We start from the raw sequence: 22,847 nt of genomic DNA, 5'->3' as shown, positions 1-22,847 counted from the left end.
CTTTTCGCCAGGCATGAAGACTACCACCATACGTGAAAATGGTGTACCGGGCCGATGCCGTGCCCCACTTCCAGCGAATCCGCCTGCGCCAGCGCCGCCGAGAGCCAGCCCTTGGCTTCCGCCACGGTTCGCCCCCAATCCTCGTAACGCGGACGCAGGGCCGCCAGCGCCGCCGACAGAGTACAGCCAGTACCGTGGGTGTTTTTGGTCTGGACTCTCGGCGCGGTAAAGCGCTGCTCCCCGTCGCGGGTAAAGAGCCAGTCCGGGCTTTCCGCATCATCGAGATGGCCGCCTTTCATTAATACCGCTCCGCAGCCCATTCCCAGCAGCGCTCTGCCCTGCTCCAGCATCTCTTTTTCCGTTCTGGCATGCGGCGCATCCAGCAGCGCCGCCGCTTCCGGCAGATTCGGGGTGATCAGCGAGACTTGCGGCAGCAGGCGCTGACGTAGCGTCTCCACCGCCGAGGCTGAGAGCAGCGGATCGCCGCTTTTTGCCAGCATGACGGTATCCAGCACCACGTTGGTTATCCGGTAGCGCGCCAGCCGTTCCGCCACCGCCTCGACGATATCGGTTTCCGCCAGCATCCCGATTTTGGTGGTATCGATGCGCACATCGCTGAAAACCGAATCAAGCTGCGCGGCGACAAAATCAGGCTCGATACGGTACACCGACTGGACGCCACGGGTGTTTTGCGCCACCAGCGCGGTGATGACCGAGCAGCCGTAAGCGCCCAGCGCTGAGAAGGTTTTGAGATCCGCCTGGATCCCCGCGCCGCCGCTCGGGTCGGTGCCGGCGATGGTTAACGCATTAATTCGTTTCACAGATCACCTCCCGCATAGAGTGCATCGAGGAAGGCATGAGTAAAGCTGCCGGGGCCGCCCTGTCGCGCCGCTTTTCCCCCCGCGCGCTTCATCAGACCGCAGGCTGCGGCCACGTTTTCCAGCCGATCGCCGGGCATCGCCGCAGCGGCGGCAACCACCGCCGATAGCGCGCAGCCGGTGCCGACTACCCGGGTCATCAGCGGATCGCCGCCGGTGACCGCGCGCGTACGCTGGCCATCGGTGATGTAATCGACCTCACCGGTGACCGCGACCACGGTATTCAGTTGGCGGGCCAGCGCCTGGGCCGCGGGCAGCGCGGCGGCGGCGGTATCGGTGGTATCGACGCCGCGCCCGCCGCCGCTCATTCCGGCCAGGGCCATAATTTCCGAGGCATTACCGCGAACGGCGGCAGGCTGCAGCGCCAGCAGCTCCCGGCAAAACTCTGTCCGTAAGGTCAGCGCGCCGACCGCCACCGGGTCCAGTGCCCAGGGCTTGCCCGCCTGCTGCGCGCTGCGCGCCGCCGCACGCATCGCCGCCGCGCGTTCGACGGTCAGCGTACCGACATTTATCAGCAGAGCATCGGCAATAGCGGCAAACTGGCTGGCTTCGTCCGGGTCGATAACCATCGCCGGGGATGCGCCAATCGCCAACAGGACGTTGGCGGTAAAGGTCTGCACCACGTCGTTCGTCATGCAGTGCACAAGAGGGGAATGGTGGTGAAAAAGGTGCCGCAGATGGGCAATATGCGCGGGGTTCAGCAGGTCAGACATCGTTTGCTCCCGCCAGGCGATGAAGAAGCGACGACCCTGCGGTCTCTGACTTCCCTACGCTGGCATTATCCAGATCAGGTGGTACGGGTTTTTCTCAGCCTTCACAAGGAAGGGCACCCCGAGTCATGTAGATTAAATCTCTATACTTTTTGCCAGCTTATGGGAAGTTGCTCGCTGAAGCAAGCCCGCACTTCCGGTTATCGCTTCTTCACGCTGTACCCCAGTTTGTACCCCACTAAATTCACAACCATTGATCAAATACCGACCAATAAAACCAGTGTTATTGTAAGCACGCCTGTTTTAGTTCCACGCATTTTTTGACCCTGGCCCAAATTCAGTGCAGTGCTAAATCAGAGATCCTCGTCTTTCTGACCCTGGCACAAAGTCAGTATAGTGTTCGCGAGTTATGTTGAGAACTTACCGGGCAAGACCTGCGGGGAGCAGGTTATTGCTGGATTCCCCACGACAACGATGACTCATAATTTGTCTGACCACGATATTTTCGGCCACCATGCCACACGGCACTAGTGCGTCCTGGAGCATGTCCACCCCAAAATTCTTTTCCTCGTAGTGAAAGCTCAACATTCTATCTGTTATGACCCTCCCGCTTCCTTCCTGAAGGGGGAGGGTCAGATGGTCTGGAAAAATCATGGCATGATAGCGATCATCCGGGTACGGCTATTGTCTAGCAAGATGGCCAAGAAGGCTCTCATTGAGCCAGCTATAATAGTAACAGCCGTGAGCCATTCAACTGCATTGGCAGGTAAAGCTTATTATCGAGGGCTCAACATGCTGAACTAGACAACAGTCCATAGCCTTCATCGTTGCCAACTCATGTGTTCGAGGTGACAAGTCATTTTCTCCAGGAAAATATCCGATGCCGAAATACCAGAGATTTTCCTTACCATGACGAATCAAATTTCAATTCGTTCGAAAAAAGGTAATAAGCCGGTTTTGGAATGGCAGTTTATATATTCAAAGTGCTGGCTGCCACGCGGCAATACATAAACTTCGTGCCAGGTACGTAATTGGTTGGCTGCACCGTATTTTCGATAGCGTGCAATGGCTGCATGAAAAATGGCCTCATGCGAGGCATGGCCTTCGGCCCAACGTTCCATATGTTTCAGGCTGAGAAAATATGCATGGGCATGAGTCTCCGGTAAAGATTGGCCATGTTCATTCAGTGTTTGTTGGAAACGCAGCGCGCAGCAGCCACTTTGCGCTGGCTGAGTTCGCAGGTAATCCATACCACGAGCCAATGGATCTCGTAGTTTCTGCTCATAGTCTACGCGCTGCTCCTCATCGCAATTCCCCCAAAAACTGGCAGAGCGAATCATCGCCAAATTGTGTGGTGGCACCACAAAATACCTATGACCGGGTTTCGCTTCCGACGCTGGCGGTAAATCATCGGTCCCATCTAGAGGATCACACGCTGCTAAAGGGATGCGGTCACGCATTGCACCGAAATAACCACTGTAGGGTGCGGGCTCGATCGGCAACGCCTTGCTCAGCGCGGCCATATAATCCGACCAATACAGGTTTTCCAGTCGTTCGAGTGGTACTGTCAACATTTCGCGCCAGTAGCCATAAGGACCGGACAACCGTTCTGGACGATCCCACCAACCTCCTTGTTGCTCGCTTTGCCGCCAGCCTGTAAATGCCATGCTATCCGTCCAGTAAGCTGTCACCACAAAGTTAAACATGCCTGATTCATCTTTAAAACAAGCGTGATCCCGTGCAATGGGTGCATACTTACCCTCGAATGCCGCCTTCAGCCAAGTATCAAATGCTGGATCTGTCTTGCTGCAGCCTTCAGGTATCTGCACTGCAAAGAATCCGAGATGTAATGCGCTGCAGCCTGGAGGAAAACGCGTCGACCAGCGCTGCACCTGCGGCGTAAATCCCTCCGGTTTGCGCAAAGGGTAGACTCTGGGATATACCATGTTCATCATTCCTCTACTGTCGGTTGACCGTTGCCAAAATAGGCCTTGCTGACTTCAGGACTCCTTTGCAGCGCAGCAGCTTCGCCACTGGCTACAACCCTTCCCTGTGCAATAACGTATCCATGGTGAGCGACCTCCAGAGTCTGATGCACGTTTTGCTCTATCAACAGGATGGTGCATTTATTAGCGCAAAGCTCGCTGATAAGACGAAAGTTCTCCTTCACATACAACGGAGACAAACCAAGAGAAGGTTCGTCTATCACCAATAGTTGTGGATTGCTCATCAATCCACGGCCGATAGAGACCATCGAACGTTCTCCACCCGATAGTGTGCCGGCAAACTGCTCCCGCCGTTCGCTTAACCGGGGAAAAAGCGCAAATACGCGCTCCAGTCGCTCCGCGATTTTAGTTCTTGATGGTTCCAGGTACGCACCTACCTTAAGGTTATCAATTACCGTCATTCGTGGAAAAACCTTGTTTCCTTCCGGGATCGCCGCAATCCCTTGGCCCACGATACGATGCGTATCCCAATTACTGATGCTTTGTCCTGCGAAGTGTATTGCCCCTGAACGCAGCGGTAGCAGTCCGAAGATTGCCTTAATCAAGGTACTTTTCCCCGCTCCATTAGCGCCTAGCAAACAGGTAATCTCTCCCGCTCTGACGCGCAGCGATACGCCTTCCAATACATTGACGCTGTCGTAACCCGTCACCACATTGTCCACAACCAGCAAATCTTCTCTCATTTGTCGTCTCCCAGATAAGCCTGGCGCACCTGTGGATTACTGATCACATCCCGGTATGGCCCCTCGCATATTTTCTTGCCGAAGTTCAGGACGATGCAGCGATGGGTCATTTTCTCAATGACCTGCATCTCGTGCTCGATCAGGATAATAGCCAGCTGCGGTTCCTCGCGTTGAAATGCAGTGACATCTTCCATTAGCCGGAATGTTTCATCATGCGTCATTCCCGCTGAAGGTTCGTCCAAGAGGAGCAGCCGGGGCTGGCCGAGTAGAGCTCGGCAAAGTTCTATGCGACGCCGATCAATCATGTTGAAACTGCCTGCGGGATCAAATAACCGATCGGCTATTTCCGGATTGAAACGGGCGCAAATATCTCGGGCTCGGCGCTCAAATGCAGAGAGATTCCGGCCAAGAAAGCGCCGCCATAGCAGATTTTTAATTAGACTATGGTCAAACTGATTATGGGCACCCACCATTAGATTATCGAATACGGATAACTCCAGCATCAGTCTGCAACGTTGAAAACTTCGCGCCACCCCTGCCTGGTTAATTTCGCTCGGCGAACGATTGAACAGATTGTTGCCATTAAATGTAATGCTGCCATCCGAGGGTTTATAAAGTCCGGTCAACACATTGAAAAAGGTCGTTTTCCCCGAACCGTTTGGTCCGAGTAAACCGATCACATCGCCACCATGTACATCAATATCGAATGAATCAAGCGCAACCAGCCCCCCGAATTTCATCGTTAGCTCGCGACAGCTTAGCCAGCATCCTTTATTCATGTATCCCCCTTTTGCGCGAGAAATTACGCATTGCACGAGGCACCAGCCCTTTCGGACTGAACATCAGAATAATCACAACCAATACTGAGAAGAGCAGGACGCGATATTCCTGTAAGGCATGCAGCTTTTCCGGCAATAAAATAATGAATGTGGCCGCAATCAGCGTGCCCCAGGTATTGCCTATTCCCCCCAGAACAATAATGGAAATTAGTAGCAGTGATTGTTCGAAAGTTGCCCCAGCAGGGCTTATAAACCCAGTCATGCCGCTATAGAGTGCACCCGCCACGCCGATGACAAAGTTTCCCAGCAAGAAGGCTGTAATTTTCCAGCGCTGTGTACTGATACCAAAGGTCGAGCTCACTAATTCATCATTGCGGGTCGCATCGAGATTAACCCCGATAGCAGACCACTCGATAGCGTGTGCGAGTAAGGACGCCATTAGGAAAACCAGTATCGCCAGCACACAGTAGGCAAAATAAAAAGAAACTTCACCGCCTCCCCATTCAAAGCCTGTACTCATATCCCAGCCAAACAATCTGAGACCTTCTACCTGAAGCCCCTCGCTACCACCCAAATGCTCATTAACTTGAAGAAATGAACTAAACAGAAGACCAAAAGCAATCGTTACCAGAGCCGAATAATATCCACGAGTACGCAGAACCGGCAGTAATAGCAAAATCCCTATAAGTGCCGATATAGCGCCACCGGCCAGAAGAGCCAACTCATGCGGAATAGTTCCTTTTTGCACTAACACCGCCATGGTGTAGCCCCCGCTGGCAAAAAAAGAAGCGCCCGCGAAATTGGCCAACCCCGTTAATCCGGTTTGAATATTGAGGCCGATACCTGCGGTAGTAAAAAGCAGAACCGTCCCGATCATCAGTAATGCGTAATGCTCCTCACGGAAAATCAGAATCAAAATGAAAATACCAAGACAAACCAGCATGTTCGCCGCACCTACTCGGCAGGCCACAGCACTGCCAGCTGCCTGTGCAAGACCCACCCGCCGTACGGTGAACCATAGAACCACCGTCAACAGTAGAAGCAGAAATAGTGCCAGTTGTGATTCCAGCAGCAGTAATAAGCACGCCTCGCCAATACACAGGGCAATAACGATAGCCAGTCCTAACAGACCGTCAGCCCGCATGAATAACAGTTTAAGATTCATACCCGCTCCTGATAACGTTCACGCAGTAAACCGGTCGGGCGTATGGCTATTATTAGGATCATCGCCCCAAAAGCAAAAACATCCTTGTATGCACTGGGGATCGGCAACGCAACGGTCGCTAATACCTGTAGGGCAGAGAATAGAAAGCCGCCCAGTACCGCGCCAAGGAGACTGCCCAGTCCACCAACTACAGCAGAACAAAAACCGATAACCCCAAGCATCAGTCCCATATTGAAAATAATCTGGCGGTAGTATAGGCCGGACATGATGCCTGCCAGGGCCCCCAGGCAAGACCCGATGACAAAAGTGATGATGACAACACGTTTGAAGTTGATTCCAAGAAAGCGAGACGTCTCTTCATCCTGCGCTACGCAGCGGATCGCCATCCCCAAGCGAGTTCGGGTGAGGAGGAGATGTGTTCCTATAATAGCCAGCGCGCCTATCAGCAGCAAAATCAGGCTGCTGACTCGCGCGGAAACGCCGTTAACCACCACTAACGCGTCGGGCAAGACCATAGGAAACGGCGAGGGGTTAGAGCCGCCAGGAACAAAAATCCGCAGCGCTTCGCGAATCGCAGTTCCTGTCATCAAGGTAATCAGCAATACATTGATCGGAGACGATCCTTTTAAAGGTAGTACCAGATAGCGCCCAATCAGGGCACCAACGATACCGACTACGACAAATGCGCTGATCAACATTGCTATCAATGCGAAAGCGTTACCAGTCAATCCCAGCGCGGATACCAGTACTATCCCACCTAATCCTGCGAACCCTCCCAGTGTCATTACATCGGGATGCGAAAACTGCACAACATCCACCACCCCAAAATAAAGGGAAAATCCGACCGCTACTAGCGCGTATATCGTCCCCAGCATCAGGAAGTTAAAAAAATGCTGGAATAAAAAACTATATTCCATAAACCATCCTCTCTTGCCTATAACAACGCTTCTGCTAAAAAATGAGTTATTTCTCTATTGCATGCCCATATTTACTGTCAGGCCAGTACACCCACTTACCATCCTGCACCACATATTGATAGGCGTTAGTTAGATTCTGGCGATGGTCATCAAAGTTAATCGTCCCAACTAAGGATTTATAACCCGCGGTGTGATTGAGCACGTCACGCACCTTCTTGCGGTCAGGCCCCACTTTTTCTACTGCATCCATGATCAACGTTGCCGCACTATAAGCAAACGGGCCGTAGGCATCAGGCTCCTCCTTGAAACCGGCCATATTATAGGCTTTGAGGAAGGCTGCACCTTGCGAGTATTTGTCGATCGGTGCACCGTTGTGGAATGACACCACTCCTTCAGCAGCCTCCTTGCCTACACCGTCAATAAAACCGGAGTTCAAAATGCCAGACACGCCCATCATAGGTTTGCTAATCCCCATACGCTGCATTTGTGCACGAAGCGCTACCCCTTGTGGCGTCAGCCCTCCGAAATAGATAATATCAGGGTTGCTCTTTTGTACCGCTGTTAGCTCAGCGGAAAAGTCCTGCTGACTAATGTCCACGCCAAACGAACTGACTACGCTGGCTTGCGGGTTTTCTTTCAGATATTGCAGAAAGTATTTGCTTTGCCCTTTTCCATAATCAGTGGTGTCATAAATTACAGCTATACGTTTAAAACCGCTGTTTTTTACATATTCTGCAGCCAGTTTGCCTTCGTTAATCATAGTGCCATTGACACGATGAATTTCTTTATAATTATTGCCATAGGTGATTTCCGGCAATACAGCGCCCCAGACGACTAGCGGTAAACCAAAACGATGATAGGTATTTACAGTGACAGCAGCCACCGCAGAACAGTAATGACCAATAGCGGCAATAATGGAATTATTCGTGGCCGCTTTGGTGACCACCTGAACTCCTGTGGCGGGTTTGCACTCGTCGTCAAACTTTATCAGCTCAAAGGTATATTTTGCTGCCGGATCGGCATTATGTTGGTTTACCGCCAGCTGAGCTGAGTTTCGGCCACCTAACCCAGTTGCGCTGGCACCGCCAGTTAGTGGACCGATAAAAGCAATTTTCACCGTTTCTTTAGCAAGCAGAGATGTCGATCCTAATAAGGATAAAGCGATCAATGACGAGCGAAATACTTTTAAGACCATAATATGTTTATTCATTAACAAACCCCTAAGTATTTATGTTATTTAACTCAGCAACTTCAATTTCCCTTTGACTATTTGCAACCCTTTACGATGGTATTCCAAACATCATAATTATTTCCTATACGCATGATTTAAACGTCAGCAATATCGTTCGTTTCAACCTTAAATCCTGACGGCAAGGGGATATTCTCTGCTACGCTTGAGGTTGTAAATGTCGCCGGATTCAAGCGGTTACGATTTACCGTCAGATTAAATACATCGAATCGGTTATAATATCCGACTACATCGTGCAACTGTTTTAACTCGATGATTTTTTTGAGTTGGAATGTCGCATATGCGATCCCTTCTTCATGTTGAAGGATATCGCCAATTGGCGTACCTGTCGGGTCAACAAACATTGTCGCAGCTTGTGGAGTCTGTTCGATGATGTCAGCCACCGAGCTATCCCACTCTGTTAGCATCCGTTTCATTTCTTCGTCCATTAAGGAAGCGCTCATAATACCGAAACATTTAGCTTCGAAAGAATGTGCTCCTGCGCGGATACGGTTTGCTACCTGATTGTCAAAATTTCCACCACAAGATGGTTTCTTGGTCGGCCAGATTGAGGGCCACTGCGAAATATGGATTTGTTCTCCTTGCGCCATCAAAGAATAGCGCGCCAGGGGATTTGTGTTTTCACCGCAGATGAGACTGCCAATGCGACCAATGCGTGTATCAGCCACGAACAAACCAGCCCCATCTCCCGGCGCCCAGACCATTTTTTCATAGAACGTCGGAACAAGCTTTCGGTGATGATTGAGTATTTCGCCCTTTTCACTAATAAGAATGCTTGAATTCCATAAACAGCCCACGCTGACCGCACTTCGTTCACTGAATCCCATGCACACCAGAACATCATATTGGGCAGCGGCGCTGCACAACGCTCGGATTTCCGGCCCGTCGATGAGAAGACTATTTTCGGCCATTTTTTCAAACCACTTGTGATTATGAATAGGTCCCCATAATGCGGCCCATACAGGAAACCCAGGAATAAAAGATTCGGGGAATACGACCAGCTCAGCCCCATTTTTTTTCGCCTCAGCGATATAATCAATGGCTTTCTCAAGAGTGGCTTTGGCATTCATATATACCGGTGCGGCATGAACCGCAGCAACCTTAACTTCGGGTAATTGCATGATTAAAACCTTTTAGCTTTTGATATTTTCGCGAAATGCGCGTCTAACTTCTTTCTTATGTCAAGATACATCTTATATTTGACTATTCATTAGAAAAATGGTTAGAAGATAATTGCTATCACGTAAACAACCTTGATGGTAGTTATTCATGAAGCAGTTAGCGATATTGAAGACGTTCAGTACCTGACAATATTCTTTACATCGTCAAATATAACTATAATCTATGACTGCAATGCTTTTTGTTTATTACCGGTTTAAGGTTAACGCTGGACATTACACTTATCACCTATAAGTAAGCCCACCACTGCAATAACTAATTCATCCCAGGCCTGACGATGAACGGTAATTTGTCTCCCTAGCGTCGGTTGTATTGCAGCATCAACAAAAAATAAAATATGCTCACATAAATTTGATTTCATCCTGCTCACCTCCTGCATACTCACACTACCAAAGCTGATAAGAGGTAAAAACTTGAGATTTTGCATTTGCCCTTGCAAATTTGCAAAGCCAAAAATGCACCTTTATGGTGCGTTCTATTGGTTTTGCAAATAGCTAAAGGGGAAAACGACAGAGAAATTGCTTAACTGGAAATTTCATAACGATGTTTGCATATACCAACATTATTTGGCTTTTTGTGGCGTAGCACTCTTTTAGTGCAATTTTTTTTTCGTCAACAAACTACTCTATTTTGACCCCAACCTGATTGGGGTAATCCGTAGAAAATTGATGAATAAGAAAACTTATAACAGCCTTCATTTTAGGCAGGTAACGCAGATCACGGTGGACGGATAACCACACTACTCTCGAAACGCTAACCGTTTCAGGCAGCACTTTTTGCAATCCAAATTGCTCAGCCTGCATGAATTCGGGCAACAAGACCATGCCTATTCCACCGGTTGCGGCAAACATTTGCGTAACCATGCTGCTTGAACTGAAGGCGATATCAGGCCTTTCGATCACCTCGTACAGCCACCGAACAGTATCCAGTTCGACCAGGTCTTCGATATAGCTAATAAAGCTATGCTGATGCAATTCGGCTCTACTCTCAGGCGTTCCGCACCGGCTAAGGTAGCTCGGTGCAGCATAGAGATACAGGCTAAATTTGCCTATAGGCATTATATCCAGCCCCTTAACTTCATAGGGATAAAAACTCAGGAAAAGATCGGCTTCCCGACGATTGACATGAACCTGATGAGATGATGTCAACAGTTCAACTGATATCTCACTGTATTTTTTACAGAATATGGCAAATTTTTCAGCAAGGTAAAAAGAGGCGATGCCTTCCATTGTACCAATCCTGATTTTCCCTGAAGGCATATTGTTTACTTCTGAAAGATGCGCCCCCATCATCGCCAGGATTTGAGATTCCATGGATTCGACATATTCCAGAATCTCCCGGCCCCGCACTGTTATCTTGAGCCCATTTGAGTGCCTTTCAAAAACAGGCGATGAAAGTGCTCTTTCCAGGCTAGTTATATGTCGACTTGCGGTAGAAACATCTATTTTCAGTTGACGAGATGCAGCAGACAAGCTTCCTGTCCGATACACTTCCAAAAAAATGCGCAAATCATTCCAGTTTGGCGTAGTAGGCAGCATGGTGTTTTCTACACAATTTAAACAGTAATGATAACCTTCATATCGGATATGGCTCAGTGTGTAAAGAGTTGTATAAAGGTTGCCATTCACCGCTTTTGGATTGGCCCCTATATTTCCAGACACTTTTTATCGCTTTACCCATTACTGGTTCGCCGCCGCAGATATTCCCGTGGCGAACGATATCCCAGTGCACTGTGCGGATGCCATTCGTTGTAATGTTCGAAGGCCTCCGCAAGGTTCTTTGCCGCTGTTAACCCGTCAGGTTTTGGCATGATGCTGATGTAGTCGCGCTTCATCGTTTTCACGAAGCTCTCCGCCATTCCGTTGCTTTCTGGACTACGTACCGCCGTATGTTTTGGCTCCAGTCCTACCATTCTGGCGAACTGACGCGTCTGATGAGAACGGTAGGCTGAACCGTTGTCTGTCAGCCACTCAACGGGGGATGTCGGCAGCCTGTTACCGAAGCGACGCTCTACTGCACCCAGCATGACGTCCTGCACGGTTTCACTGTCATATCCACCGGTACTTGCCGCCCAGTGAAGTGCCTCGCGATCGCAACAGTCCAGTGCGAACGTGACCCGCAGTTTTTCACCGTTATCACAGCTGAACTCGAAGCCGTCGGAGCACCACCGCTGGTTACTTTCTCCAACGGCCACTTTCCCTCTATGCGCCCGCTTCGAGGGCGGTATTGCCGGTTTACGCTCAAGCAGCAGCGCATTCTGACGCATGATGCGGTATACGCGTTTGGCATTGATCACCGCCATGTCGTCAGTTTCTGATTGTCTGCGCAGCAGTGCCCATACACGACGATAACCATAGGTGGGCAGATCGTCGATAACGGTATGGATACGAGCCAGCGCTTCAGTATCATCAGGCTTGCGCTTGCACCGACGATCCTGCCAGCCCTTCGACCGACGGGCCATGGCATGCAGTTGCGCACGTGAGACCCGGAGGCAACGACTGACAAGGCTTATTCGCCATCCTCCGGCAACAAGGGCACGTGCGCTATCCACTTTTTTGTCGGCCATATTCAACGGCTTCTTTCAGCAGCTCGTTTTCCATGGTTTTTTTGCCCAGCAGGCGCTGTAACTCTTTAATTTGCTTCATTGCAGATGCCAGCTCCGACGCGGGTACAACCTGTTCACCCGCGGCAACCGCAGTGAGACTGCCTTCCTGATATTGCTTACGCCACAGGAACAGCTGACTGGCAGCAACGCCATGCTGACGGGCGACCAGCGACACGGTCATTCCGGGCTCAAAGCTCTGCTGAACAATGGCGATTTTTTCCTGAACGCTGCGCCGTCTGCGCTTCTCTGGACCTAGAACATCAATCATTCGGACTCCAACGACTAGTCTAAAACTAGTATTAAGACTATCACTAATTTAAGTGATACCAACTGTCTGGAGATTCATGGGGCCAGTCTAGCTTTTTACCTTTAGATGCAACTTGCAGGGCCAGAAATCAATCGCTTCCGCTGTGTATTCAATCACATGGAACATATGCTCAAACTATAGGGCAGGATCGTCTACCGGGGCGGGGTCAGTCCAGCCAGTTATCAATACCGTACTTCCTGCGATGGTCTTAATTCACACATTAAAGAGTTCCTGGCGCTACCCTACGTACGTTGTTTGCAATGCAGATCTATCAAGCAAGGTTCCGGAGCGCAGGGAACAACATCCGGATGTACTGTTTTCCGCCAATGCGTAGAGTACTCCACATAGGTCAGAGATCTGACCTTCTATCTGAAGATAAGAATAATCGAATAGAGGCATAACATTACGCCCCCAACTGCTCTTGGGTAAAGTCAAACAAAGGTTAAACGAAACACTTTCTTCACCCCGTCGCTGCATGAAATCATTAAAGATGTAATCACCAGGGATTATATTCTCGCAAGGGACTGAATGGATTCATGACCTGATACTTTATCTGATTATTCAACTTGGGAATCCATCATCCGGAGTAAATATGGCCCTTTCAAACTTATTGATTTTGGCAATCATTCAGGGGTTAGCTGAGCTGTTGCCCGTTTCCAGTTCGGCTCACGTTATTATGGCAGAAAAGATATTGGGGCTTGATCCAAGTGCTCCAGACATGACATTGCTGTTGGTTATGCTTCACTCGGGGACTATGTTTGCCGTTATCGTTCATTTCTGGAAATCCTGGCGTTCAACCTATTTTAGTTCCGTTGCGGCGTTTAAACATTATGCTCTACGCATTTTTACTGCCACCATGATGACAGGGATTGTAGGCTTAACCCTACAACATATCATCAAGGTTTATTTCGCTGGCAATACGTCGAATTTCGAAATTGAATCACTGTTCAGCAACAGTAAACTGATTGCTTCTGGGCTTTTCGTTTCGGGCATTCTCATCATTGTTTCGTCACGAATAAAAGAAAGTCACACTGAAAACCTCTCCTTAATCCAGTCAGTGCTTGTGGGTATGGTACAGGGGTTATGTCTGCCGTTTCGTGGGCTATCCCGCTCGGGCGCGACCATTTCTGCTGCATTATCCATAGGTGTTGCCCGAAAAACTGCAGAAGAATTCAGCTTCGCCCTGGCGGTTGTGCTGACGCCTGTTGTTATCTTCAAAGAAATGGTTCGTGCTTTCCATAACAGTGCTGCACTGTCTGTTTCTTCTATCGTTTTTCCGAGTTTACTAGGTATGGTTTTCAGTTTTATTGCTGGTTTAGTGGCGCTTCGCTGGTTGGCTGGCTGGCTTGAACATGACAAGTGGCACCTGTTTGGCGGTTACTGCCTTCTTGCTGCCTGCGTCATTCTTTGGATAGGATAATCTAATCATGCTTCCTTAGCGGTCTGAACTGCCAGCCAGATGCATTAATTTTCACTTTGGAATGCTTCATTGAGTACCACTCTTTCATCTGCTTTATTTCACAAAAAGTAATACCCGCGCAGTTTGCGCGGGGCGGCTATTGCGACTAATAGTTTTACCAACCAATAATACGGTGCCAGACCTCAGGGGCGTCTTCCCCAGCTTGAAGCACCTGATATTCTTGATGCATAGATGCTGCAGCACAGGCATGATTAGGCAGAATCCTCACGCGCATACCTACAGGGAAATCATCCGGAGTAAGCCCATTGTCAGCGGGTAGAGCGATGATACCGTGCTCCTGGTTTGTGGTAGTAACACAGACGTTGAGTGGTTTACCGCTGATATCACAGACCAGACCGTAACCGTAATCTACCGGGCCTGCAGCTGTACCACGATCGCGGGAAAGCGCCATCCAGCCAGCATCAATAAACACCCAGTTTTTTTCGCGATTATACCCAATGACTGAGGCCACTACCGAAATGGCAATGTCGTCCGTACTGCAAACGCCAACGTTTTTCATCACCAGGTCAAAGCATGTAAACACGCCCGCGCGCACTTCAGCGATACCTTCCAGTTCTTCGGCAAAGTGTGCCGTTGGTGTTGCACCTACGCTGAGTATCGGACAGGCAATGCCCAGTGCTCGTACACGCTCTGCAGCGGTCCTGATTGCTTCACATTCATTACGTGCTGCCTGACGAATTTGTTCTTCAGTCCGGCAGCTGTATGATTCACCGGCGTGGGCCATCAGACCCGTCAGCACGGCACCGTTGCCTTCTACAAGCGTAGCCAGTTCAGTGAGCGCATTACTCCGTGGTGGAAGGCCACCACGATGGCCATCGCAATCAACCTCAATAAATACTGAGAACGTGACGTTGTGCCGCTGGGCAAATTCGGATACTGCAAGCGCCTGTTCCGGGCTATCCAGCAGAATATGTATGTTTATGCCCTGGTTAATCAGGCAGGCAACGCGTGCAAGTTTTTGCGGGGCAATACCTACCGCGTAGAGAAGGTTCGTATAACCTGCTTTGGCAAAACCTTCTGCTTCTGCAAGGGTAGATACGGTTGCCGGAGAATCATTTGTTCTTAGTAGATATCGAGCTGCTTCAGGAGAACGGAGTGTCTTGAGGTGTGGGCGAACGCTACTGCCAAGCCCTTCCACACGTTTGAACAGACGGTCTACATTTCGTTGATATCTTGCTTCATCGATAAGAAGAAAGGGAGTTTCGGTTTGCTGCAGCCAATGGTTGTCAGACATGATGTTTTTACTCCAGTTAGCGGAAAAACTATATTCTCACTGGATGATTCATTTTAAAATTAACCATATCTAAATATATAATTAAGGTCAGGCTTAATGCTTAACAGTGATGACTTGCGTTTTTTCTATACGATAGCCACGCATCCTACTCTGGCTGCTGCGGCACGTTATCTTGGCGTTACGCCTCCTTCAGTGACGCAGCGCCTTCAGGGAATTGAACAGCGTTTGGGTGTCAGATTAATACAACGCCCCTCCCGATTTATTACGCTTACGGATGAAGGCTGCCTGGTAAAAACCAGAGCTGAACGAATCATTGAAGAGCTGGCAGAGCTACAGGAAATCATCAGAAACCGCCGTCATGAGGTCAGCGGGAAACTAAGCGTCCTGGCCCCGTTGGGATTTGGCACTGACTACGTAGCCCCTCTGCTGGGTGAGTACTCAGCCCGGTACCCGCATCTGGAAGTAGAACTTACGCTTTCCGACGATCCGAGTTGGTCTTCATTTCATCAGTGGGATGTCGTGATCTATATTGGCGAACTGAGGGATTCCTCTATGCACTGCACCCCGCTGGCAACCAACCGGAGGTATGTGTGCGCTTCTCCCGCTTATCTGGAACAAAAAGGCATACCCGATTCACCCTCCGCTCTGAGACTGCATGACTGTATAGCGCTAAGAGAGAATAGTGAGGACGTCACGTTATGGCGTTTCAACCGTGGCAATGAAGAATATCCCATTCGAATACACCCCAAGCTTGCCAGCAACGAAGGCCGGGTTGTGACCGACTGGGCCCTGGCGGGAAGAGGTATAATTGTGCGTTCTGAGTGGGATGTAATGCCTCATCTTAACCGTGGTAAACTGGTTCGTGTGTTGCAGGAATTTAATCTGCCTGATGCGCCAGTCGTCGCGCTGACTGGCAGCGATGCGGCTGGCCGTTCTCCACGTACTCATCAGTTTATTCGCTTCCTGAAAGAGTTTCTTTCCTCCCGTCCCTGGGATTGCGAAACTTAACTGTCAGCCTTATGGAGGTCCCATAGCTCAAGAAGCGCCTTTGCAATATACAGATCCTGCACCGACAGGCCTGAACTGTCGAAGATAGTGATATCATCATTCACTGTGCGTCCCTCAGCTCTGCCGGTCAGCACATCACCAATTGCAATAACTTCTGTATCTCCAGGGGCATGTTGAAACTCGCCAATGCGTCGCGACTGAGACGGCAGATCGCAGAACAGGCGCGACTTAGTCAGCAATTCGACTGGCAATTCTTGCTTACCCGCAGCATCTGATCCCATACTCACTACGTGCGTACCCGGACGAACCCACTCTGCCAGGAAAAGAGGGCTGCGTGAAGGCGTAGCGGTGACAATGATGTCAGCTTCCCGGCAGGCTTTTTCAGCATCACAGCAGTGAACAGTCATTCCCTTCTCCCGGAGCTCATCCGCCATTTCCTGAGCACCTTCAGGACTGCGGCCCACAATAAAAACGCTATGGATTGGGCGGATTCTGAGCAGTGCGGCACATTCATAGCGGGCCTGATGTCCTGCACCAAATACGGCCAGTACGGCTGAATCTGGTCTGGCAAGCACGTCAGCTGCTACGGCATTCGCAGCTGCCGTCCGGAATGCATTTACCTTTCCAGCCTCAATTGCAGCATCTATTTTGCCTGTTTCCTGGTCGAATAACAGGATTAAAGAGTTGTGACGCGGTATCCCAATATCACGGTTCCCCGGCCAGTATGAACCGACTTTAAGTCCGGCAAGCTCCGAGGTTGACGATGCTTTGATGCTGAAAGAGTTCACATTATTTGATCCCTTACCGTGAACTACCGGAAAATTCAGGGTTTCCGACTTGCTGGCAGCGATCAGGGATTCCCTAATCGCGTCATAGGCCATTTCATGGCTGATGAGGGCAGCGCTCTCATGTTCAGAAATAAACTTCACTTACTGCTCCTGCTATATCTGGTGATGCATAAAAATCAATCAGACGCCTGCCGGGGCCAGCGCGATAGCTTCTACTTCGACGGCGGCACCGTAGTGCAGCTCAGAAACGCCGGCGACTGCACGTGAGGGACGGTAATCCTCAATCCATTCTGCATAAATGTTATTGAACTCCGGCCACAGCCCGATATCCGTCACGAAGACTCGTACAGAAACCAGTTCTCTGCGAGTAATACCAGCACCGGCAAGGCAGGCATCCAGATTACGGAGAACCTGACGAACCTGTTCTTCAAACGGTGCGCCGGCAATTTTCTCTCCGTTCGGGGTAACAGGTAATTGCCCCGAGATCCAGACGAAGCCCCCTGCCGAGCAGCTGTGTGAGTAATGACCTGCTGGCGGTGCGCTTTCAGCCCCATTCAGTACGATTTCTCTGCCCATGATTTTTTCTCATGCGTAATATGATTTTGTCAGATTGCCTCGTGACACTTCCAGGGGTTAATCACGCAGAGCTAATGGAGCAGATACGGCATCTGCACGCTCCTTTCGCCACCACGATATAGCCATAGTGGCTACGCCGTTGCCCAGAACATTTACGGTCGTACGCATGGTGTCCATCAGGCGATCAACGCCAAGGATGAAAGCCAGACCTTCTAGCGGAATGTCAGGAAACATCAGTAAAGTTGCTGATAGTGTCACAAAGGATCCGCCCGTGATGCCAGCAACGCCTTTTGACGTCAGAAGGAAAACAAACAGCAGGCTTGCCTGCTCACCAAAGTTGAGATCAAGCCCGCCCGCCTGGGCGATAAACAGCGCAGCCAGAGTCATATAAATAGAGGCGCCATCAAGGTTAAGGGAATAACCGGCCGGTACAACAAACCCAACCGTTGTGCGCTGGCAGCCCGCCTGCTCAAGTTTTTTCATCAGACCCGGCAGGACAGCCTCGGAGGAGCAAGTGGTAAAGCCAATAATCAGCTCTTCGCGAATGTGTTTAATGAACCAGAAAAGGTTGAATCGGGTCAGACGTGCAACGATCATGAAAATAACGAGCACCATGAAAAGTCCCCCGAGATAGGCCAGCCCTACAAGTTTCAGAAGAGGCATTAAGGCATGGAGGCCATATTTACCCAGCATAAATGCTGCTGCGCCGAAAACACCGATTGGAGCCAGTTTAAGGATGACACCAACAACTTTGAAAGTGGCGTCACTGAGCACATTGACAAAATCCACCACCGGTTTCGCCTTTTCACCCAGGGCGAAGAGTGCATATCCAAACAACAGGGAAACCAGTAGCACCTGCAGCATGATGCCGCTGGCAAGGGCATCCACTACCGTTTTCGGAATAATGCTCAGAATGAAATCCGCTGTTCCGGACGCAGCATGAGGTGTACCTACTGCGGCTGAAGCATCGGCATGTATGTGAAGGCCTTTGCCTGGTTCAAATATATTTCCAAGCACCAGCCCGGTCAGGAGAGCTATCGTGCTGACAATTTCAAAATACACCACTGCAATCAGACCCGTTCTGCCTACGCCCGACCCCTCTTTCATTTGCGCAAAACCACTGACAACTGTCAGACAAACGATTAGTCCGGCCACCATTTTGATCAAGCTGACAAAACCCTTTGCAAGCGGATTTAACTGAACGCCAAAGTCTGGCCATAGCAGTCCGGTTATTCCTCCCATTACCAGACCTGCAACAAGCTGAAAAGTAAGGGAATAATAGAACGGTTTTTTGGTTGGATTTAACAAGGTGGATGAGGACATACACTCTCCGTCGAAATGGGCGCCCAGGGCGTTCTGGTATCAATGATCCGCTGTATAACGGATCGTCTGCTGCGTCCACCTCCGTGTAGTTCATTACAAGTAGTACCCTGACCAACGCATAATACACTATGTATTAAATTAGATTTTTTGTGTAATCTCTCTTTCTTATATCTTGCTGATATGAAACTGCCAGCGGGTAGTCATAAAATTTGATCGGTATTGAGATGTGGATCTTGCTGGTTATCTGGATGGCGGCAAATGCGGTTGTATTTCACCTGACATACTGACAATGATGGTAATGTCGGAGAATAAGCGAGATACTAATAACTATTTTTAATCAGTCACTTGCGGGAGAATGATATGAAGGCATCTGAAAACAGTTTCTTATTGTCTCAGCTGGAATCGATTGCGGAAGGATTGAGCGAAACTTTTGCCCCGTTCTGCGAAGTAGTGGTTCATGATCTGAAAACGCCTGAACATGCCGTTATTTCAATCCGCAACAATCTCTCTGGCCGTCAACCTGGCGATCCGGCAACAGAGCTTGGCCTTGCCCGTATCAGCTCTCCTGATTTTCCGAATATCCTCGCGAATTATGCCAATAAATTTTCCGATGGCAGGCCAGCAAAAAGTACCTCTATTGGTATTAAAAATGAAGCAGGCGAATATGTTGCCGCGCTCTGCCTTAATGTTGATATGACGCTGTTCAGAGGCATGCAAAATGCCCTCGCACAGTTCACAAGCCTCAGCAGTAACAGCGTCAGCGAAAATCTGGAATCAGGCGGAACGGAAATGATCAGGCAACGGATAGAGCAGTACGCTGCGAGGCTCGCAACGACCCCGCGCTCACTCAGTGTGCATGACAGAAAGCAACTGGTTGCTGAATTAAAATCAAGTGGCCTGCTCGAGGTCAGGAGGGCGATGGAGACAGTTTCCCAGCATCTGGGGATATCGCGGGCTACTGCCTATCTGTATGCCAGAAGCGACACAACTCAGTAAATCAATCCACTTTAAGCCGGCTCATTCGGGATTTGGTTTTTTCAGGGATTAACCATTCCAGACATTGAGACTTTTTACTTATAACCTACCATTTTAGTTGAGATGATATGCAGCAGAAACTTCCCCTATGGGTGACGAGGGACGTAACATTTAAAATTGATTGAAATGGCTTAAGGTGTTCGATTTCAGAGGATATGACGGTACCGATTTTTGTATAGTATCGATACAAAAGCAGCAATATAGCTTCCCTATAAGCTTATGCTTTCCATGCAAGCGAATAAAAGCAGAGACGGCGCTGGGCCGTCTTGCACATCTGTAATATCCAAATCTAGGACCGTACCAGAGACTCAATATCTTGCAACAGCGGATCGAGCGTTGAGCGCTCTATGAAAGGACTCGGCGCACCTACAGGTGCAGTTAACCCAACTCTATTATGCCAGTACGTGGGCAATCCTACCTTTTGCGTCCCAAACATGTCGTAAGCAGAGCCAGCAACAAATATAGCCTCAGCGGGCACACAGCCTGCATTACGCAACGCAAGAAGGTATGGCTCAGGATGCGGTTTGTAAAAACCAGCCAGTTCGGAAGTCACGACGACATCGAAGGGAACGCCTACAAGGTCTGCAGCAATGCGGCCGAGGCGCTGCGAGCAGTTGGTTACCACGCCTAATTTGTAATGTGGTTCAAGCGCCTTTAGTACACGCGTCACTTCAGGCCAGGCTTGTAATTCGGTCCAGCGGGCTTCCAATTCATGAGCGAGTTTAGCTTCAAGCCCGACACTCACCGCAGCTTCCTCAACCAATGTCTCATAGGGTCGATAAGCTCCACATCCATAGGTTGCTTTTAGATAAGCCCCACGCCAAATCCTGCCTTTTTCTTCGGAGCCAGCAACCGAATTCCATAATGTCCAGGAGTCAAGAAGGGCAGTAAGCAAGTCAAAAAGGATAATTTTGACAGGCTCATGCTTATGGATGATATCAAGTGTTTTCATTTAAAATGCCCTTATTCAGATTGATTGAGTTCAGCTGTCCCTGATATCTCTAACAAGGAAGCGTAATGTAGTGGACCAAAAGTAGTGATCTTTCTGGCCGGCAATATATTCCCCCCTTAGAAGATGTCGGTAAACCCGGTATCCAGGAACAGTCCAACCTCAAGTGACGTGAAAAAAGTGATCGGCCCTCTTCAAACAGCAGCTCTTTGAGCTCAAGTCATTTTTTGTCTAAACATGGGGCACAGCCCGACGCCGAATGCCTTCAGTTTTTATACCATCCTACGGATATTCTTATCGACCTTAAGTCGATCTAACGGTGGGTAGTGATTTCAATTTGTTCAAAAAATTGTAAATGTGACTTCCGAACTTATTGCCATTCTATTGTTCTCAACATAGATTGGAATTTAATAATTTTAATTCTAGGATTCAGAGAATTTTAATGAATGAAGTTATTGACCTCCGTTTTCTGCTCACGATCCGTGAAAGCGACAGTTTGCTGGCTGCCTCGCGTAAGCTCGGGTTAACGCCTTCTGCGGTCACTCAACGGCTACAACAGATAGAGCGGCGGCTATCGATACGACTTCTCGACCGCTCGTCTCGTCAGCTTCGCTTCACTGACGAGGGTGAACTACTATGTCTTCGTGGCGCAGGTCTCGTCGAGCAGTTCGATGCGCTTCTGGAGGATCTGCAGGAACGGCGACGTGGCTTCGTTGGCAAGCTGAAAGTCAACGCCCCATTCGGGTTTGGGCGACATCATGTAGCACCAGCGGCCGCGGAATTTCAGCGATTACATCCGGAGATCGAAATTGCTCTCAGTCTGTCGGAACAGCCGATGGTTGAGGTCAATGACCGGTTTGATGTCGTCGTTCATATTGGCCAACTGCGCTCATCAAATATGGTCGCTCACATCATTGCGCCCAATCGAAGATACGTTTGCGCCTCACCCGATTTTATTGAACATTATGGGTCACCCGAACATCCGGAGGATTTGATTTCCCTTCCGTGTATCGCGCTGCGTGAAAACAACGAGGATGTGACACGTTGGTCATTTAGCCGTACAGGGAATACGCTTAATGTCCGAATTCGCCCTGCGTTAAGTTGTAACGATGGCAGTACGATACGAAAATGGGCATGTGACGGTCACGGTATTATCATGCGCTCAGAGTGGGATGTTGCGGAGTCGCTGGCAAATGGCTCTCTCGTGCGATTACTACCCGGCTGGGAGCTACCAGACGCCGATATTGTCGCACTCACGCACCAGCGCGAAGGATTACCTGCCAGGACGACAAATTTCCTTCGATTTCTTCAAGCTCGTTTCCGTCCGCATCCAACCTGGCGGGGATAAAGAAGTTAAGCTTCTTCAAGGCCGTATAAACTTTAGCGAGCACTCGCTCAAGCTCAGTACAACAACGGCTCGGAGTATTTGGATTATCCGTAGCAATTCACCTGGACTTGATATTGCCGCTGTGATTCACCAAGTTAATTTTTCGATTTCGGTACTGTCGCAAATGTTAGGATGGGTAGGCCTCTAGCGCTGCCTCTACCGGTACACTTGTCAGTCCACTCTTTGGCATAATGGGAAATTTTATCCAGCCGTTAGCCTATCTGCGCAGCAACAGAAACAGCTTCTTTAAACCTTATTGCGGATAGCATTCTGCCAGTTTAGTTACGCCACGATCACCGGTTCGTCACGCCGTATATTGGGCTGATAAAATACGCTGCGCCGCTCCGCAATACAGTCCTGCATTCATGTGGTTGTTCATGGAAAATCGTGTTGTCAGATTGCTGACAAGCCATCTCTTTATCTCAAATTTTAAATTTTTTTTCGAGTACGGCAATGACCTGAAGCTCAGTAAATCAGGCTTTGCGCGTGGCGTTCTCTCCCAGAAATATAGTCAGTATGCTGGAAGACCTCTGAATTGAATAGTTTTTTGTCGGGACACTTACAAGAATACTGGCATGATATTACAACT

The 22,847-nt window shown here is 49.5% G+C and carries 21 protein-coding genes and 1 riboswitch; of the genes, 4 read left to right on the top strand and 17 right to left on the bottom strand.

Annotated features, from left to right (window positions below; all coding sequences use genetic code 11):
• Window positions 1–20 precede the first annotated feature (20 nt).
• The 12 genes from thiD to EGY08_RS25060 form a co-directional block, all read right to left on the bottom strand.
• On the bottom strand, window positions 21–821 hold the full coding sequence (gene thiD, locus EGY08_RS25110; protein ID WP_004122696.1) for a bifunctional hydroxymethylpyrimidine kinase/phosphomethylpyrimidine kinase: 801 nt from the start codon (window positions 819–821) through the stop codon (window positions 21–23).
• Entirely contained in the window at window positions 818–1,591 is a 774-nt protein-coding gene (thiM, locus tag EGY08_RS25105; protein ID WP_123829095.1) for a hydroxyethylthiazole kinase, read from the bottom strand. The genes thiD and thiM overlap by 4 nt, the downstream gene beginning before the upstream one ends.
• 34 nt (window positions 1,592–1,625) lie before the next feature.
• Window positions 1,626–1,722, bottom strand: a riboswitch (TPP riboswitch).
• A gap of 783 nt (window positions 1,723–2,505) precedes the next feature.
• Window positions 2,506–3,534 carry a phenylacetaldoxime dehydratase family protein gene (locus EGY08_RS25100; RefSeq protein ID WP_204357226.1) on the bottom strand — a complete coding sequence of 343 codons (1,029 nt, stop codon included), beginning with the start codon at window positions 3,532–3,534 and terminating at the stop codon, window positions 2,506–2,508.
• Window positions 3,535–3,539: 5 nt separating this feature from the next.
• Window positions 3,540–4,277: an ABC transporter ATP-binding protein gene (locus EGY08_RS25095; protein ID WP_087829110.1), complete on the bottom strand. Its 738-nt coding sequence runs from the start codon at window positions 4,275–4,277 to the stop codon at window positions 3,540–3,542.
• Entirely contained in the window at window positions 4,274–5,056 is a 783-nt protein-coding gene (locus EGY08_RS25090; protein WP_004122703.1) for an ABC transporter ATP-binding protein, read from the bottom strand. The genes EGY08_RS25095 and EGY08_RS25090 overlap by 4 nt, the downstream gene beginning before the upstream one ends.
• A complete protein-coding gene (locus EGY08_RS25085) occupies window positions 5,049–6,221 on the bottom strand; it encodes a branched-chain amino acid ABC transporter permease (protein WP_053088650.1) in 1,173 nt (390 codons plus the stop codon). Before EGY08_RS25085 ends, EGY08_RS25090 begins: the two co-directional genes overlap by 8 nt.
• Complete coding sequence (locus EGY08_RS25080) at window positions 6,218–7,138, bottom strand: branched-chain amino acid ABC transporter permease (protein WP_004122708.1); 921 nt, start codon at window positions 7,136–7,138, stop codon at window positions 6,218–6,220. The genes EGY08_RS25085 and EGY08_RS25080 overlap by 4 nt, the downstream gene beginning before the upstream one ends.
• Window positions 7,139–7,184: 46 nt before the next feature.
• A complete protein-coding gene (locus EGY08_RS25075) occupies window positions 7,185–8,348 on the bottom strand; it encodes a branched-chain amino acid ABC transporter substrate-binding protein (RefSeq protein WP_004122710.1) in 1,164 nt (387 codons plus the stop codon).
• Window positions 8,349–8,464: 116 nt separating this feature from the next.
• A complete protein-coding gene (locus tag EGY08_RS25070; RefSeq protein WP_087829111.1) occupies window positions 8,465–9,508 on the bottom strand; it encodes a carbon-nitrogen hydrolase family protein in 1,044 nt (347 codons plus the stop codon).
• Window positions 9,509–9,768: 260 nt separating this feature from the next.
• The gene (locus tag EGY08_RS30820; RefSeq protein WP_172880139.1) at window positions 9,769–9,927 is read right to left on the bottom strand and encodes a hypothetical protein; all 159 of its coding nucleotides are present in this window, start codon (window positions 9,925–9,927) and stop codon (window positions 9,769–9,771) included.
• A 259-nt stretch (window positions 9,928–10,186) separates the two neighbouring features.
• On the bottom strand, window positions 10,187–11,227 hold the full coding sequence (locus EGY08_RS25065) for a LysR family transcriptional regulator (protein ID WP_218571469.1): 1,041 nt from the start codon (window positions 11,225–11,227) through the stop codon (window positions 10,187–10,189).
• A gap of 11 nt (window positions 11,228–11,238) precedes the next feature.
• Window positions 11,239–12,439, bottom strand: a protein-coding gene (locus EGY08_RS25060; protein WP_123829094.1) for an IS3 family transposase whose coding sequence is annotated in 2 segments (ribosomal slippage) — window positions 11,239–12,124 and window positions 12,123–12,439 — 1,203 coding nt in all. Because the reading frame shifts where the segments join, the coding sequence is not laid out codon by codon here.
• Between the two features lie 631 nt (window positions 12,440–13,070).
• Between EGY08_RS25060 and EGY08_RS25055 the strand changes: the two genes are divergently transcribed.
• Complete coding sequence (locus tag EGY08_RS25055; protein WP_004122719.1) at window positions 13,071–13,898, top strand: undecaprenyl-diphosphate phosphatase; 828 nt, start codon at window positions 13,071–13,073, stop codon at window positions 13,896–13,898.
• Between the two features lie 154 nt (window positions 13,899–14,052).
• On the opposite strand, the gene EGY08_RS25050 is transcribed toward EGY08_RS25055, so the two are convergent.
• Window positions 14,053–15,192 carry a DSD1 family PLP-dependent enzyme gene (locus tag EGY08_RS25050; RefSeq protein ID WP_112165676.1) on the bottom strand — a complete coding sequence of 380 codons (1,140 nt, stop codon included), beginning with the start codon at window positions 15,190–15,192 and terminating at the stop codon, window positions 14,053–14,055.
• Between the two features lie 96 nt (window positions 15,193–15,288).
• Between EGY08_RS25050 and EGY08_RS25045 the strand changes: the two genes are divergently transcribed.
• Window positions 15,289–16,200, top strand: coding sequence for a LysR family transcriptional regulator (locus EGY08_RS25045; protein ID WP_123829093.1), 912 nt, complete (start codon window positions 15,289–15,291; stop codon window positions 16,198–16,200).
• Here EGY08_RS25045 and EGY08_RS25040 read toward each other — a convergent pair.
• The 3 genes from EGY08_RS25040 to EGY08_RS25030 are packed head-to-tail and all read right to left on the bottom strand — an operon-like array spanning window position 16,197 to window position 18,887.
• Complete coding sequence (locus EGY08_RS25040; protein WP_004122724.1) at window positions 16,197–17,129, bottom strand: ornithine cyclodeaminase family protein; 933 nt, start codon at window positions 17,127–17,129, stop codon at window positions 16,197–16,199. The two genes, EGY08_RS25045 and EGY08_RS25040, sit on opposite strands and share 4 nt — an antisense overlap.
• A 39-nt stretch (window positions 17,130–17,168) precedes the next feature.
• Window positions 17,169–17,564, bottom strand: a complete 396-nt coding sequence (locus EGY08_RS25035; protein ID WP_004122725.1) for a RidA family protein — start codon at window positions 17,562–17,564, stop codon at window positions 17,169–17,171.
• A gap of 57 nt (window positions 17,565–17,621) precedes the next feature.
• Entirely contained in the window at window positions 17,622–18,887 is a 1,266-nt protein-coding gene (locus tag EGY08_RS25030; protein ID WP_049113123.1) for a cation:dicarboxylate symporter family transporter, read from the bottom strand.
• Window positions 18,888–19,247: 360 nt separating this feature from the next.
• On the opposite strand from EGY08_RS25030, the gene EGY08_RS25025 reads away from it, so the two are divergent.
• Window positions 19,248–19,883 carry a helix-turn-helix transcriptional regulator gene (locus EGY08_RS25025; protein ID WP_049113125.1) on the top strand — a complete coding sequence of 212 codons (636 nt, stop codon included), beginning with the start codon at window positions 19,248–19,250 and terminating at the stop codon, window positions 19,881–19,883.
• A 328-nt stretch (window positions 19,884–20,211) separates the two neighbouring features.
• Here EGY08_RS25025 and EGY08_RS25020 read toward each other — a convergent pair whose 3' ends face one another.
• Window positions 20,212–20,874 carry an HAD-IA family hydrolase gene (locus EGY08_RS25020; RefSeq protein WP_004122730.1) on the bottom strand — a complete coding sequence of 221 codons (663 nt, stop codon included), beginning with the start codon at window positions 20,872–20,874 and terminating at the stop codon, window positions 20,212–20,214.
• A gap of 439 nt (window positions 20,875–21,313) precedes the next feature.
• Here EGY08_RS25020 and EGY08_RS25015 point away from each other — a divergent pair, with 439 nt between their 5' ends.
• Window positions 21,314–22,219: a LysR family transcriptional regulator gene (locus EGY08_RS25015; protein ID WP_004122732.1), complete on the top strand. Its 906-nt coding sequence runs from the start codon at window positions 21,314–21,316 to the stop codon at window positions 22,217–22,219.
• The last annotated feature ends 628 nt before the right edge of the window (window positions 22,220–22,847 follow it).

It is taken from the genome of Klebsiella sp. FDAARGOS_511 (genome assembly GCF_003812845.1).
GTDB classification, from domain to species: Bacteria; Pseudomonadota; Gammaproteobacteria; order Enterobacterales; family Enterobacteriaceae; genus Klebsiella; species Klebsiella grimontii.
This window is presented reverse-complemented; position numbering and strand designations above follow the sequence as displayed.